The sequence below is a fragment of the Halomonas sp. SpR1 genome, assembly GCF_031010175.1.
In the GTDB taxonomy this organism is placed as follows: domain Bacteria; phylum Pseudomonadota; class Gammaproteobacteria; order Pseudomonadales; family Halomonadaceae; genus Vreelandella.
The window spans coordinates 1-13,596 of sequence record NZ_JAUAMB010000038.1 but is presented as its reverse complement, the minus strand read 5'-3'; the positions used below and the strand labels follow the sequence as shown (position 1 = coordinate 13,596).

Annotated in this window: 14 protein-coding genes; 3 read left to right on the top strand and 11 right to left on the bottom strand. The window is 50.4% G+C overall.

Going from position 1 to position 13,596, the window contains the following annotated elements:
- Window positions 1-51 precede the first annotated feature (51 nt).
- Together QT231_RS20255 and QT231_RS20250 are read left to right on the top strand one after the other, a co-directional pair.
- Window positions 52-1,053 carry a TRAP transporter substrate-binding protein gene (locus tag QT231_RS20255; protein ID WP_308338613.1) on the top strand — a complete coding sequence of 334 codons (1,002 nt, stop codon included), beginning with the start codon at window positions 52-54 and terminating at the stop codon, window positions 1,051-1,053.
- A gap of 138 nt (window positions 1,054-1,191) precedes the next feature.
- Window positions 1,192-2,028: a sugar phosphate isomerase/epimerase gene (locus tag QT231_RS20250; RefSeq protein WP_308338612.1), complete on the top strand. Its 837-nt coding sequence runs from the start codon at window positions 1,192-1,194 to the stop codon at window positions 2,026-2,028.
- Window positions 2,029-2,101: 73 nt separating this feature from the next.
- On the opposite strand, the gene QT231_RS20245 is transcribed toward QT231_RS20250, so the two are convergent.
- The 11 genes from QT231_RS20245 to rhmD all read right to left on the bottom strand — a co-directional run bounded on the left by QT231_RS20245 (window position 2,102) and on the right by rhmD (window position 12,286).
- Window positions 2,102-2,287 carry a hypothetical protein gene (locus tag QT231_RS20245; RefSeq protein ID WP_308338611.1) on the bottom strand — a complete coding sequence of 62 codons (186 nt, stop codon included), beginning with the start codon at window positions 2,285-2,287 and terminating at the stop codon, window positions 2,102-2,104.
- Window positions 2,287-3,831 (bottom strand): hypothetical protein, encoded by a 1,545-nt coding sequence (locus QT231_RS20240; protein WP_308338610.1) that lies wholly within the window; start codon window positions 3,829-3,831, stop codon window positions 2,287-2,289. The genes QT231_RS20245 and QT231_RS20240 overlap by 1 nt, the downstream gene beginning before the upstream one ends.
- Before the next feature lie 33 nt (window positions 3,832-3,864).
- Window positions 3,865-5,301 (bottom strand): aldehyde dehydrogenase, encoded by a 1,437-nt coding sequence (aldA, locus tag QT231_RS20235; protein ID WP_308338609.1) that lies wholly within the window; start codon window positions 5,299-5,301, stop codon window positions 3,865-3,867.
- 76 nt (window positions 5,302-5,377) lie between these two features.
- On the bottom strand, window positions 5,378-6,175 hold the full coding sequence (locus QT231_RS20230; protein ID WP_308338608.1) for an HpcH/HpaI aldolase/citrate lyase family protein: 798 nt from the start codon (window positions 6,173-6,175) through the stop codon (window positions 5,378-5,380).
- 31 nt (window positions 6,176-6,206) lie between these two features.
- Window positions 6,207-6,977 carry an SDR family NAD(P)-dependent oxidoreductase gene (locus tag QT231_RS20225; RefSeq protein WP_308338607.1) on the bottom strand — a complete coding sequence of 257 codons (771 nt, stop codon included), beginning with the start codon at window positions 6,975-6,977 and terminating at the stop codon, window positions 6,207-6,209.
- Window positions 6,978-7,007: 30 nt separating this feature from the next.
- Window positions 7,008-7,892 (bottom strand): amidohydrolase family protein, encoded by an 885-nt coding sequence (locus tag QT231_RS20220; protein WP_308338606.1) that lies wholly within the window; start codon window positions 7,890-7,892, stop codon window positions 7,008-7,010.
- On the bottom strand, window positions 7,883-8,218 hold the full coding sequence (gene rhaM / locus QT231_RS20215) for an L-rhamnose mutarotase (protein ID WP_308338605.1): 336 nt from the start codon (window positions 8,216-8,218) through the stop codon (window positions 7,883-7,885). Before rhaM ends, QT231_RS20220 begins: the two co-directional genes overlap by 10 nt.
- A 26-nt stretch (window positions 8,219-8,244) precedes the next feature.
- On the bottom strand, window positions 8,245-9,528 hold the full coding sequence (locus QT231_RS20210) for a TRAP transporter large permease (RefSeq protein ID WP_308338604.1): 1,284 nt from the start codon (window positions 9,526-9,528) through the stop codon (window positions 8,245-8,247).
- Window positions 9,525-10,004, bottom strand: a complete 480-nt coding sequence (locus tag QT231_RS20205; protein ID WP_308338603.1) for a TRAP transporter small permease — start codon at window positions 10,002-10,004, stop codon at window positions 9,525-9,527. Before QT231_RS20205 ends, QT231_RS20210 begins: the two co-directional genes overlap by 4 nt.
- Window positions 10,005-10,024: 20 nt before the next feature.
- Window positions 10,025-11,029, bottom strand: coding sequence for a TRAP transporter substrate-binding protein (locus tag QT231_RS20200; RefSeq protein WP_308338602.1), 1,005 nt, complete (start codon window positions 11,027-11,029; stop codon window positions 10,025-10,027).
- A 72-nt stretch (window positions 11,030-11,101) separates the two neighbouring features.
- Window positions 11,102-12,286, bottom strand: a complete 1,185-nt coding sequence (gene rhmD, locus QT231_RS20195; protein WP_308338601.1) for an L-rhamnonate dehydratase — start codon at window positions 12,284-12,286, stop codon at window positions 11,102-11,104.
- A gap of 250 nt (window positions 12,287-12,536) precedes the next feature.
- Here rhmD and QT231_RS20190 point away from each other — a divergent pair, with 250 nt between their 5' ends.
- Window positions 12,537-13,472: a LysR family transcriptional regulator gene (locus tag QT231_RS20190; RefSeq protein ID WP_308338600.1), complete on the top strand. Its 936-nt coding sequence runs from the start codon at window positions 12,537-12,539 to the stop codon at window positions 13,470-13,472.
- Window positions 13,473-13,596 lie beyond the last annotated feature (124 nt).

Genomic DNA, 13,596 nt, shown 5'->3' with positions numbered 1-13,596 from the left:
GTAAGTCCATAGGACGCTCTACACCAATAATATCAAACCAAGGAGTCGATCATGACCACGCCACATTATGCAAAAACAATCTTAACTGCTGCGATTGCTGCACTTTCACTAGGTGCTGGGGCTGTAAACGCCCAGGACAATATCAATCTCAAGCTAGCCTATGCACAAAATTCACAGCCGGTGAAAGATGCCTTAGCCCTCTTTGGAGAGCTTGTCGAAGAGAAATCGAATGGCTCCATCAGCGTATCTTATTTCCCTGATAGCCAATTAGGGGGCGAAAGCGAACTGGTTGAGTTACTCCAAGCAGGCGCTATTGATATGACCAAGGTTTCGGGCGGGCTAATGGGAAGCTTCTCGTCCCTTTATGATGTATTTTCAATGCCTTATTTATTTGATGATCAGGCTCATTTTTACCAAGTCATGAATGATGAGGAGATCATGCAAAATGTTTATCACTCCACAGAAGACCAAGGTTTTGTTGGGGTTGGCTGGTACGACTCAGGCCAGCGCAACTTTTATACTACCGGTGATCCAATAGAGAGCGTTGAGGATCTGGCGGGTAAGAAAATCCGCGTTATGCAAAGCCAAACCGCTATTGACACGATGAAGCTACTTGGGGCCTCTCCTGTTGTTATGGCTCAAGAAGAGGTTTACACCGCGTTACAGCAAGGCGTTCTAGATGGTGCAGAAAATAATGAATTTGCCCTTACCACTGCTCGACATGGGGAAGTCGTCGATCACTACACGCTTGATGGCCATACGCGTATTCCCGATATTATCCTCATTAGTAACAGAGTGCTGGAGTCACTCTCTGATGAACAACACGATGCGGTCATGGAAGCCATCCAGGAATCGACTGAGTTCCAAACTGAGCAGTGGTTGGAAGCCGTTGCTAATGCTAGAACTCAAATTAGAGAAGAGTTTGGTGTCGAAATTAACGAAGTAGACATCGCTCCTTTCCAAGAAGCCGTACAGCCCATGTATAAAGAGCTTGAAAATACGCCAGAGCAGTATGCTATTTATCAGCAAATTAAAGCGGTGAATACTCAGTAACCCTACTGGGCTAGAAGGTGTGGCGCGGATCATCGCGTCATGCCTCCTCCACTTTTATTACGTTCCTCTCACGATTCCCATCAGCAAACTGCATCAAAGGGTTCACTATTGCGTGCGTGCTTGTATTTCGGAGATTTTATGAACATTGGCATTAGAGCCCATGATTTACCCATGCAGTCACTTGAAAACCTTGTGAAAGACCTCTCTTACCGAGACCTTAGCTCAGTACAGTTAGCGCTAAATAAATCATTTAACTTTAAAACGGAGCCTGGTTTTTTAACACCAGGGTTGGCAAATCATATTAGTAGCGCTTTTCGCCAAGCTAATATTCAAATCGCTGTTTTAGGCTGCTATGTCAATATCATCCATCCTGATATCAATCAAAGGCGGCAAGCCTTAGAGCGCTTTAAAGAACACCTGCGATATGTGCGCGACTTTGGCTGCAGCATAGTTGGCACTGAAACGGGTAACATAAACGCTGACATTATTTATACTGAAGAAAACTTTGCAGAAGCACCTTTTCTGGCGATGGTAGAGAGCATTAAGGAACTGGTAGCAGAGGCAGAAAAATTTGGTGCGATTGTGGGTATAGAGCCTGGTGTTAACCACCCTCTTCATAGTCCAAAGAAAGTAAGTCGACTGCTTGCAGAGGTAAATTCTAACAATTTGCAAATAATCTTCGATCCCGTCAACTTTTTGACAAGTGACAATTATCTTGACCAAAACAATATACTTCAAGAGGCCATCGACTCATGGGGCGATAGAGTCGCCGTTCTCCATGCCAAAGACTTCATTGTGGAAAAAGGGAATCTACATTTTGTGCCCTTAGGGCAAGGCTGGCTGGATTACGATCATATCTTTGAGGGACTTGTCTCAAGAAAACCGCATATGAATATTATCATGGATGAAATCGATCAGGATGATATACGGAAAAGCTCTGAATTCATTAGAAAACTAAACAGTAAATTTCTTTGAATTACAGAGCTAAAAAAGCGACGGATGCCATCCGTCGCTGATTAAGTGGCAACAAACGTTATTTGGCGCTCTCTTAGTCTACCGTGCCTTGGCCTTCCCATCTCATCCATAAGGGCGTTGCGACAAACCAAACGACTGTAACCATCAGAATGGTTCCTTTCATGGTTGATTCACCCATTACATCGAACAGATAAAGCATTGGAAATGCTACCGTTAAGATAAGCATTGAACTTGAAATAACCTGCAGCAGCGTGCGCATTAAGTTGACTCCTGTGTTGATACAGTAGGGGCAATATCAGAAGATCGATCAGCCCTTACCGTTGATCTATCAACTTGCCCAGCTCGTTGGCGCTGCGTGATAAAACTGAGCGCAATAAAGAGAGCCGCTGCTATAAACCAGCCAGGCAAGGCCACAAAAAATATCTCAATACCGGCAAACTGCGCCATGAATAAACAAATAACCAAGGTATTTAGCCAAGTACCTATCACCGGCACCGTGAGTTTATGGCCCGCATACTCTGCGTAAAAGCTTTTTAAGCCAAGTTTTGGCAATATCCAATAGTCGACAAAGATCACAGCACCAATGGGCATCAGCAATAAGCCGTAAAGAGCAACGAAACCTAATAGCTGCATTGCGACACCCGGGAATAGCGCTACAAAGGTAGTAAGAAGGCCGGTGCCTATTGTGACTTTAAAGCGAGAAACGGTGGGTATAACCGCCTGGAATGCTAATCCCGCTCGATAAATAGTTGGGTTCGCCGTTGTCCAGCCGGCAATGATCACGCAGATTAGCCCAGCCACACCGAGCGCTTGGTCAGCAAGCGGCCCTGGCAAAGGATTGGGGATTTGACCCGCTTCAGAAGCTGCAATAACCGCAGCATCGCTGGTCAAGCCTGCCTCGTACATTTGAAAGGCAAAGAGCATCGAAGCCGATAACCAAGCCATAAAGTGGCCCACATACATTCCTGCGGCCGAGGCGATGCTATACCAACTCTTACGGGCAAAGCGCAGTATCGTTAAATCAGACATCCCCACGTGCATGGCCATATTGGCAAACCAAGCAAAGAAGATCACGTGCCAAATTGAAAAGCTAGGTTGACCTGGCACTTCAACGCCCGTCCAGATAGCCGTCTCCGCCAGCATCCATAGATCGCTTGCCGAGCTTGTTTCGGCGCCAGTGGCATCAATAAACCACTTTAAAGAAACAATTCCAAAACCCAGAAACATCAGCACCATCCATGGAGCCGCGATGTTGGCAAACCAGGAAACAAAGCGGTAGCCATAGGCAGCCACTAAGGTAATCACGATGCCAACGGCTACAACGCTAAGTGCCCAGCCCAGGCTGTTGGGCAGCAAATCAGCCAGTGTTGGAAGGGGAAAACCAAACCAGACACCGACTGCCGTGGCAGATACGGTAATCATTGCACCAGCCAGAAAGCAGAATGCCAGCCCATTAGCTAAGTTATAGAGTATGACTGTATAGCGGCCAGCAATTTTTTCGAGGTGACAATACAGTGTTAACCGAACCCGTGTTGCAATCGGCGCGGTGAGTAACAGCCAGCTTAATACAGCCAACAAGTTACCGATTAACAGTCCTATCACCACATCGAAAGCGGCTACCCCTGCCAAAACAAATAGCGGGCCAATCATCAACTCGGTACCGGCAGTGTGTTCTCCTGCGTACATACCGATAAAGCTTTTGAAGCCCAGCCGGGCCTTTTCAGGCACCGGCGTACGCTCGTACTCCCCACCCCCAACAGCAGGCGCTGCTGCCGCTGGGGCGAAGTAATTTGCATTACTCATAGCGTGTACCTCTATTGTTGTTAGCGTTGAGTATCAGGCCTCCAGATACACTACATGGCTATGGGTATATTCATATAGACCGTGCTTACCATCCGCCCCGCCGATACCGGACTTACGAACGCCAGCGTGGAAGCCTTGCATTGCTTCAAAGTTCTCGCGATTGATATAGGTTTCGCCAAAATCAAGCTCGCGACAGGCCTGCATGGCGTTATTAAGGCTGCGGGTATAAATCGAGGAGGTAAGACCGTATTCACAGTCATTGGCCAGTGCGATGGCTTCATCAAGGGTATCAATGATTTGGATGGGCAGAACCGGGCCAAAAATTTCCTGGCGCATAATGGCCATATCTTCGCTGCAGCCAGCCAGCACCGTAGGCTGGTAGTGGAAACCGGCCCCAAGATCCGCGACATTACCACCAGTGATTAATACAGCCCCATTCCCACGTGCGGTTTCTACCATTTGGGCCACTTTATCCAGGCCAGCTCGGTTGATCATGGGGCCCATCTCAACATTGCTATCCGCTAGTGGATCACCATAGCGTGTGGCTTCCATTGCGTTAGCAATACGCGCAATAAACTCATCCGCAACGCCCCGCTGAACGTAAACGCGCTCGGCGCAATTGCATACCTGCCCGGTATTGATAATCCGTGAACTGCGGATCGCATTCACCGCTAGGTCGAGATCCGCATCATCCAGCACAATAGCAGGGGCTTTACCACCCAACTCCAGGTTGAGCTTGGTGATGTTGTTAGCAGCATTGGCCATAATGCGTGACCCCGTTTCCACACTGCCCGTAAAGCTAATCATATCAACCTGCTGGCTCGCCGTGAGGGCGTTACCCGCTTCAGCTCCAGTGCCACTAACCACGTTGAAGACACCTTTTGGTAAGTCAACTTCATCGAGCAGACGGGCAAACTCAAAACAGTTATTAGGCGTTTCTTCGCTGGGCTTAATCACAATGGTATTACCCGTGACTAATGCCGGAGCCATCTTGCGTGCGATCAGGAAAAACGGGAAATTCCAAGGCAAAATGCCGGCCACCACTCCAAGTGGCTTGCGGAAAAGGAAAATGTTCTCCTTAGGGCGATCGCTTTGAATGATTTCACCTTCAATGCGGCGTCCCCATTCGGCCATATAATCCAAATAGTCGGCGGTAAAGTTGACCTCTACTTCGGCCAACCCACTGATTTTTCCCTGCTCTTCCGTAATGGTACGTGCCAAATGGGCAACGTTATCACGAAGCTTATTGGCTAAACGGTGTAGAAAGGCAGCACGCTCGACGGCAGGTGTCGCTGCCCAGCCTTTTTGCGCTCCACGCGCAGCATCTAGCGCTCGCTCGACATCGTCAGAACTGGAGGCGGGAACACGTGATAGTAATGCCTGGTTGGCAGGGTTAAATACTTCCAGGTGCTGCTGGGCCGCTTCAAATGCACCATTGATATAGTTTTGATAAATGGTTGGCTGTGTCATCTTAGTTCTCCTATTGTCATTATATTGGCCTCACAGAGACCACCTGCTGGTAAGAGCTGAGTTAAGAAATGCTTCGTTAATAAGTGCTGGAAGACTGGCTCGCGGATTGCCCCTTGTAGCGTGCAACGGTTGCCAGCGCTCCCTGGCGAAGCAGGCTTATATCGATCCCCACCGCAATAAACTGGCAGCCCAGCGACTGGTAGCGGCGCGCGTCGTCTTCAAGCGGCGCCAGAATGCCCACTGGTTTACCCGCTGTCTGCACTGTTTTAATAACCTTCTCAATGGCTTTTTGAACGTCTGGATGCCCCGGATTGCCTGGATACCCCATTCCCACCGAGAGGTCTGCCGGGCCAATAAAGACCGCATCAACGCCGTCAGTTGTCGCAATCGCTTCCGCCTGCTCAACACCCTTAGGTGATTCCACCTGCACGATTAGGCACAGCGACTCATGCGCCTGATTTAGGTAGTCATCCACGCCATCCCAACGGGTTGCACGTACTAAGCCGCCGCCGACGCCGCGTATGCCATGGGGTGGGTAGCGAGTAGCACGCACCAGCGCTGCAGCTTGCTCACCGCTTTCCACCATGGGCACCATCAGTGTCTGAACACCAATATCGAGTAGTTGTTTGATCAACGCAGCGTCCTGGTTAACGCTACGTACCACCGGCGCAGCTGAATAAGGGGCCACTGCCTGTAGTTGAGCTAAAATAGTTGGCACCGTATTGGGTGCGTGCTCACCATCAATCAGCAACCAATCAAAACCAGTACTCGCCACTATTTCAGCGGCATAACCAGTCGCAAAACCAGCCCAGCAACCCCACATGGGATCGCTTTTGGCCAACGCGCTTTTAAATGTATTAACGGGCATTTGCATGCAGTAACTCCTTGAAAGCGATAAAAACCGTTTACTGCAGATTGACGTACATGCCCCCATCAACCAGCAGCGAGGCACCGGTGACGTACTGCGCCATCTCTGAGGCGAGGAAAACGATAGGGCCTGCAAGATCCTCAGGGCGCCCTAAACGCCCCAAGGGGGTACGGCTTGCCATGTAATCGCGCTTACCCTGATCGGCAAGGTCGTCTTTATTGATATCTGTTTCGATAGTTCCCGGCAGGAGTGCGTTACAACGAATGCCATAGGGGCCTAATGCAATAGCGCAAGATTGCATCAGCGATAACAGCCCGGCTTTTGTGGGGGTGTAGTGGGTTTGCATGCCGCCGCCCACCAGAGCACTGATAGAACTGACCGCGATGATGGCACCACCGCGGCCCTGGCGTTTCATCTGATTCGCTGCCGCCTGCACGGCAAAAAAAGCGCCGTTAAGATTGGTATTGACCGTTTCAAGGTACAATTCGCGCGGCATATCGAGAAAGCTGTGAAAGGGACAAATACCCGCGTTATTAACGAAGACATCAACGCCGCCAAAATTGCTAACGGCGGCTTCTACCAGTAGCTCACCGGTCTCCGGATCACCCGCTGGGGCGCCAACGGCGACGGCTCTCTGCCCTAATGTTTCAATTTCTTTAATCAGTTCATCAACCGTTGAGCGGCTGGAGGGGCTTCCGCTATAGCCAATGACGACATTAGCCCCTTGCCGCGCGCACTCCAGAGCGGCAGCGCGGCCAATGCCCCGTGAGGCACCGGTGATAATGACGTTTTTATCGGTCAGCAGCATAGTCAATTCCTTTTCAGTGATAGGTTCTGTTTACAAGTGGTAAATACGCTGCGCGTTACCCACAAACAGCGCGTGCTGTTCCTTTTTATTGGCATCGGCGATCACTTCGGCATAGGCGTGCCAAATATCTGCATAGCGCGCATACAGGCCGTCGACGGGGTAATTGGAGGCAAATAGGCAGCGTTCGGTACCAAAAGCATCCAGCGACTCAAGAATCAGCGGGCGAATACTGCCCAGCGACCAGTGATGATCCAACATCCCAAAGCCGCTCAGCTTAACGACGATATTGTTCTGGGCGGCCAATAAACGCATACCATCGCGCCAAGCTCGCCAGCCTTCTACTCCCTGACGGTCGACGTACATACCCGCATGGTTGAGCACAAACTGTGTCTCAGGGTGGCGGGCAGCCAGGGCGGCGGCTTGAGCCATTTGCGAGGGATAAATCTGTAAATCAAACGAGAGCCCTAGGCGAGCGAGCTGTGAGAAATTCTCTCTCCACTGGGACTCTTGCATATAGTGACGGCCTACATAGTCATACAGCGGGTCGCTATGCACATTCAGAATCTGGCGAACGCCACGCACACGTTCAGAAAGTGCGCACTGGGTCTCCAACTGAGCTTGAACATTGGACTGGGAAAGATCCACGCCTACCACTAGCGCCCAGTTAAGCTTATTGTGCTCAGCCAGTTCACCGGTTAGCCACTGAGTTTCGGCGATAGGGTCAACAGCATCGGCTTCCACATGCACCAGCCCTAGCAGCTCAATATCACCACGCTCTTCAAGCAATGTCGGTGGCCCAAAATCGCGGGCCATGGGGGAATAATCCCCCAACAAATTAGTGGTTGGGTGCTCAAGCCACGGCTGATTGCCCTGGCCAAGCGCCCAGAAATGTAAGTGCGGGTCGACTACTTGCACGGCGGCTCTCCTGGTAAAAAGGCGAACACTTCATCAAGCGGTACACTGACCGGCGAATGATCGTTTTCTGTCTCCATGATGTCTGCCATATAGGCCCACCAACGCTGCATTACCGGTAGCTCTGCAAGCTGATCGACCTGGTGATCGTCACGCATGGTCATAATCGCAAACAGGTGGTGACTATGTGGATCCAAAAAAATGCGGTACTCCTCAATGCCGGCATCGGCCAAAGCGTCAGAAAGTTCCGGCCAGAGCGCATCGTGCCGACGCCGATATTCATCTGCCTGACCAGGATAGAGGGTCATACGCAGTGCCTTGATTAGCATAAACTGCTCCTTCTATTTCAGTGGCTTTAGTCAAAAGCCCCAAGCAGGTCAGGTAGTCCAAGTGTTAAGAAGGGTAAATACATGATGCAAAGCAACCCAATGACGAGAACCATGAAAAAAGGCACGAGTGGACGCATTGTCTTCATATAATCAACCTCAGCGATCTTGCACCCCAATAGAACGATTAAAGCCACTGGTGGCGTCAGCGAACCTAACAGCAGGGCAATAATGACCACGACTGAAAAGTGGATCATGTCGAACCCGAACATTTGGGCAATCGGCGTCAGTATCGGCACCATCAATATCAGCGCTGAAATTGTTTCGATAAACATGCCGACGAGGATCAGTACCAGCACGATAAGCAGCAGTACGATGGCTGGCTCGCTGGTTATACTAGAGAGCCAAGTAGCTAATGTGGCGGGTACGCCCTCTCGCGCAATAATCCAGCTAAACAAGGCAGCACTGCCTAGGATGATCAGAATACTGGCGGAAGTGACGACAGACTGAAGAGCGAACCGGTAGGTATTTCTGACATTCAGGCGATGAGAAATCAGGCCATACACGAGCCCATAGGCGACGGCCACAATACCTGCCTCGGTAGGCGTGAACAAACCACTCTGGATACCGCCTACAATGATCACCGGCATAACCATCGCAGGAGCGGCTTTTAAAAACACTTTGCCGGTTTCACCTAGGCTTACTCTAAGATGGCGCGGCGCGCCAATCTCATCAGCTTTCCAGTAAACCAACGCCATCATGATCATGGCGAGAAACAGGCCCGGAACGATACCGGCCAAAAACAGTGTGCCAATGGAAAGCCCCGTCATCGCTCCATAGATCACCATAAGTAAGCTAGGCGGAATAATGGGCCCTAAGATTGCCGAAGCGGCGGTAATCACTACCGCCCATTCTGGCTTGTAGCCCTCTTTTTTCATCGCAGGAATCATCATCCCGCCGACCGCAGCCACATCAGCTGAAGCCGAACCTGAGATCCCTGAAAAAAGCACACTCGTCATGATATTCACCTGCCCTAACCCGCCCCGTATATGGCCCACTAAGGAGCGGGAAAAGCCAACAATTGACGAGGTGATACCACCATAATTCATTAGATTCCCGGCAAAGATATAAAGCGGGATGGCCAGCAAAGGGAAACTATCCAGAGAACTGAAAAAGCGCTGAGGCAACACCAAAAGTGGCACCCCGCCATCAATGACCAGGACAGCAATGGCACTAAGCCCCATGGCGAAGGCGATGGGCACGCCGAAAGCGAGGAGAGCTGTAAATAATCCAAACATCAAGGCAACGATCATACTGGCCTCTCTACGTCTGATGCGTTTTTCGCTTCATCACGACGAACAATGAAAGCAAGGATCGTCAGCACAGCCCCGATAGGCAGGGGGGCATACAACCAAGCTCTAGAAATACCCAGCGAGGGCTGCATGGTTCCCAACGCGCGGAGTGTGAACAAGTATCCCCAGTAAGCTAAAAAGGCACAGAAAATAATTGAGATGGCTGCCACTGCGAAACGCCTTACCTTTTCAAAGCGGTCACTCTTAAACTGAAACAGCTCCACTTTTATTTCATCACATTTGTAAACCACCACAGGGGTTCCCATAAGTACCAACCAAACCAGCAGCATCCTCACCACTTCTTCTGTCCAAAAAAGTGGCAGACCCAGGAGAAACCGGTTGATGACCTGTATGAAAATTAACGCCATGATCGCCGCAAATATGGCGACGGTCATGGCGCCAAGGGTGGCAAATGCAGTATCCAGATAACGACGCATTTGCGAGCTCCTTATCAGAGTCACTGCTGGCCAATGGACTCAAGGAGTTCTACGGCACCAATCTTGCCAGCAAACTCCTCACGGAAGCCTGCCAGCGCTTCCTGGAAGGGCACTGGATCCACCTCATTGATAGCGATCCCCTCTTCTTCTAGCCGGCTAAACCAGGACTGCTCACGCTCAAACCACTCACTGCGCTGCATTTCGGCCGCTTCCCGTGCGGCCCGGTTTACCGCTTCACGGTCACTATCAGAAAGGTTGTTGTAAAAGGACTCATTAATGGCAAAACTGCCATCGAAAAGAATATGACGTGTTTTGGACAGTGACTCAGCGACCTCAAAAATGCGGAAGGTGTAACCAACTTCTGGGGTTCCTTGCATGGCATCGACAACACCTGCCTGTAACGCGGTATAAACCTCCGGCATGGGCACAGGCGTCGGCAGAGCTTCCAGTGCAGAGAAGGTGCCCACAAATACAGGAGACTCTGGTACGCGAATCTTCAAGTTTCTGAAATCATCGGGGCCATCAATTTGCCCTTCGGCTAGATAGGTATCTCGATAGCCTGCCAGAATCCAGTTAAGCGGCCTGATTCCGGAAGTAGTAACCAATTGTCCAATCAACTGGTCGCCTATTTCACCTGTCACCACGTTTTCCCAATGATCAACGTCGCGATAAAGGTAAGGTAGCGTCAATAAGCCAAATTCGGGAACGTAGTTGGCATATAGACCTGACTCACCGTACCCCATCTCTAGTACGCCAAACTCAACAGACTCAATAATCTCTCTTTGCCCTCCCATTTGTCCGGCGGGAAAGATCTCAACCTGTACTTCACCGTCACTGTATTCAGCGACCAGATCACGAAATCTTTCTGCCGCTAAATGCTGCTCAGAGTCAGTCGAAATGTGGTGTGCAAAACGAATCTTCGTTTCAGCATAAGCACTGCCAAAGGGCATCATAAAGAGCAACCCGGCAGCACCAATAGTGGTCATTTTGGAGATAAAGCGTCGTGAGGTGCTATTCGTTATCATTGTAGTTTCCCCTGGTATTACAGAATTCAATGTCCTTGCTTATTAGCAAAGACATTGCGCGGTAGGCCAATGTTAATGTTGATATGGCCTAGAAAGTTCACAGTCAGGGTTAAGGCGCACGCCAAACCCTGGTTTGTCCAGTTTGGAAGCCGCCATACGGCCATTTTCAGGCACCGGCTCATCCAGCAGCAGCGGATTAAACATAGGCACGACTTCATCGGCTTTCGGTGCCATCATCAAGAATTCAGCGAACGGACTATTATGTCGAGTGATCACAAAGTGGTAGCTGTAAACCGACGAGCCATGAGGTACCACCAGCTTATTGTGGGCATCGGCCAGTGCTGAAATCTTGATCAACTCTGTAATACCACCGCACCACCCCACATCCGGCTGGATAACATCGCAGCACTCCATTTCCAGGAGCATGCGGAAGCCCCAACGGGTGGCCTCATGCTCACCGGTATTAACCAGCATACCCTTGGGCACATCGCGCTTGAGCTGCGCGTAGCCCCAGTAATCATCGGGCGGAAGCGCCTCTTCGATCCACTTCAGGTCGTACGCCTGCGCTCCCTGAGCTAACCGAGTGGCGTAATTAACATCCAGGCTCATCCAGCAGTCGTACATCAGCCAGAAGTCATCACCGACGGCGCTACGCATCTTCGCCAAGTGATCCAGGTTTTTCTGTAGCCCTTCATCGCCTTCAGCTGGACCATGAACGAGGGGCATCTTGCCACCAATAAACCCCATATCCTTGGCGAGATCAGGGCGTGCACCAGTAGCGTAAAACATCAATTCATCGCGAACCGGGCCACCTAATAGCTGGTGTACCGGAAGCTGCCGTACCTTACCCAGCAGATCCCAAAGCGCCAGATCAACGCAGGAAATTGTATTAATCACCACCCCTTTACGACCGTAATAGAGCGTGGCGTTAAACATCTGATCCCACATTTTTTCGATTTCAGTTACCTGCTTCCCTTCAAGAAAGCGGGCAAGGTGCTTCTCGACAATCCAAGCACCAATTTCGCCACCGGTTGTCACAGCAAACCCTACGGTTCCATCGCTCGCCTCTATCTCAACCACTAAGGTTCCCAGAACGTTGAGACCAAAGCTTCGGCGTGTCATGCGGTACTCTGGATACTTGCTCATGGGTGTGGCGATTTGGGAATCGATCCAGTGACCTTCGGCTTGGTCATGGTAGTCAGCACCGCCCCCCCGGACGGTATAGGCGCGCACTTGCTTGATGGTGGGCTCGCTCATAAGCACTCCTCGTTATGCTTGTTAACGTAGTCTTGTTGAGGAAGTTCTAAGTAAAAGCGAGCAAGGTAGCCAATGATTATCTGGTTCGTCCCGATACCTTTAAGTTATCAGATAGCGTGAAGCCAGCAATGGCGCCAGCTTGCGCGAAACCGATCAATAATAAGAATCCGAATAACTAGACTAATGTCGCACAGCCAAATGGAGCGCAAACACCATACCGTTTGGGTATCAATTCAATAGTGAGATGAGAATGGAAAGCTTTCAAATGCTGGTAGCAAGGCTTCGTTATAAGCACCTTCTTATGCTCTCGACCTTAGGCAAAGTGGGCAACCTACACCAAACTGCCGTGGCTATGCATATGTCACAGCCAGCCGCGACACGTATGCTGAGTGAAATTGAGCGGGTGTTTGCGTGCCAGTTATTCGAACGTATGGCAAAGGGAATGCGTCCGACCAAAGTGGGCGAAATGTTGGTGGAATTTGCTGATAACGCGTTAACCCGTTTGGATCGATGCGCCGAAGAAGTTCATCGCTACCAGCTTGGTGGACGCGGGCAGTTAACCGTTGGCGCCATTATGGGGGCCGCACCTGACTTGGTGGCTCAGGCGATCATTGAGATGAAACGCCAGCGTCCCATGTTACAAATTCGTTTGATGGGTGAAACTAGCGATCAATTAGTAGCGCTACTGGAACAGGGTAAAGTAGATATCGCAATCGCTCGCTATGCGACCTCTATTCAGCATAATCAGTTCGATTTTGAGCCACTGGGTAACGAAAACATGGTTACTGTGGTACGCCGTGGTCACCCTTTAACCGATGCTCCTTTGCCGCCCCTTGAGAAGCTACTAGAACACTGGCCCTGGATACTTCAACCGTTAACCACGCCTGCACGCCAAGCGCTAGAGAAAGAGTTGGAGATGGAAGGATTAATGTCGCCACGCGATATCATCGAATGCGGTTCAATCTTTGCTGCCTTACAGCTAGTACAAAAAAGCGATGCACTATTGGTAATGGCTGAATCCGTTCTCAGAGATCACCTCAATATAGGGCTTATTGAGATGCTACCACTGACCCTTGGACGAACGCTTTCGCCGTTTGGATTGCTGACTCGAAAAGATACTTTTTATGGCGAACCGGTGACCGGCTTTTGCGATATTTTGCGTCGCAATGCCGTGCAGTGGGAGTAATCGAGTAGGAAGGGGAGTCGCCTCCCCTGTCCTCTCACACCACCGGGCATACGGTTCCGTACCACGGCGGTTCATGAAGAACGCTTGAGCCATCTTACCGCGTCCAGTATCGAGATCAGTCCCT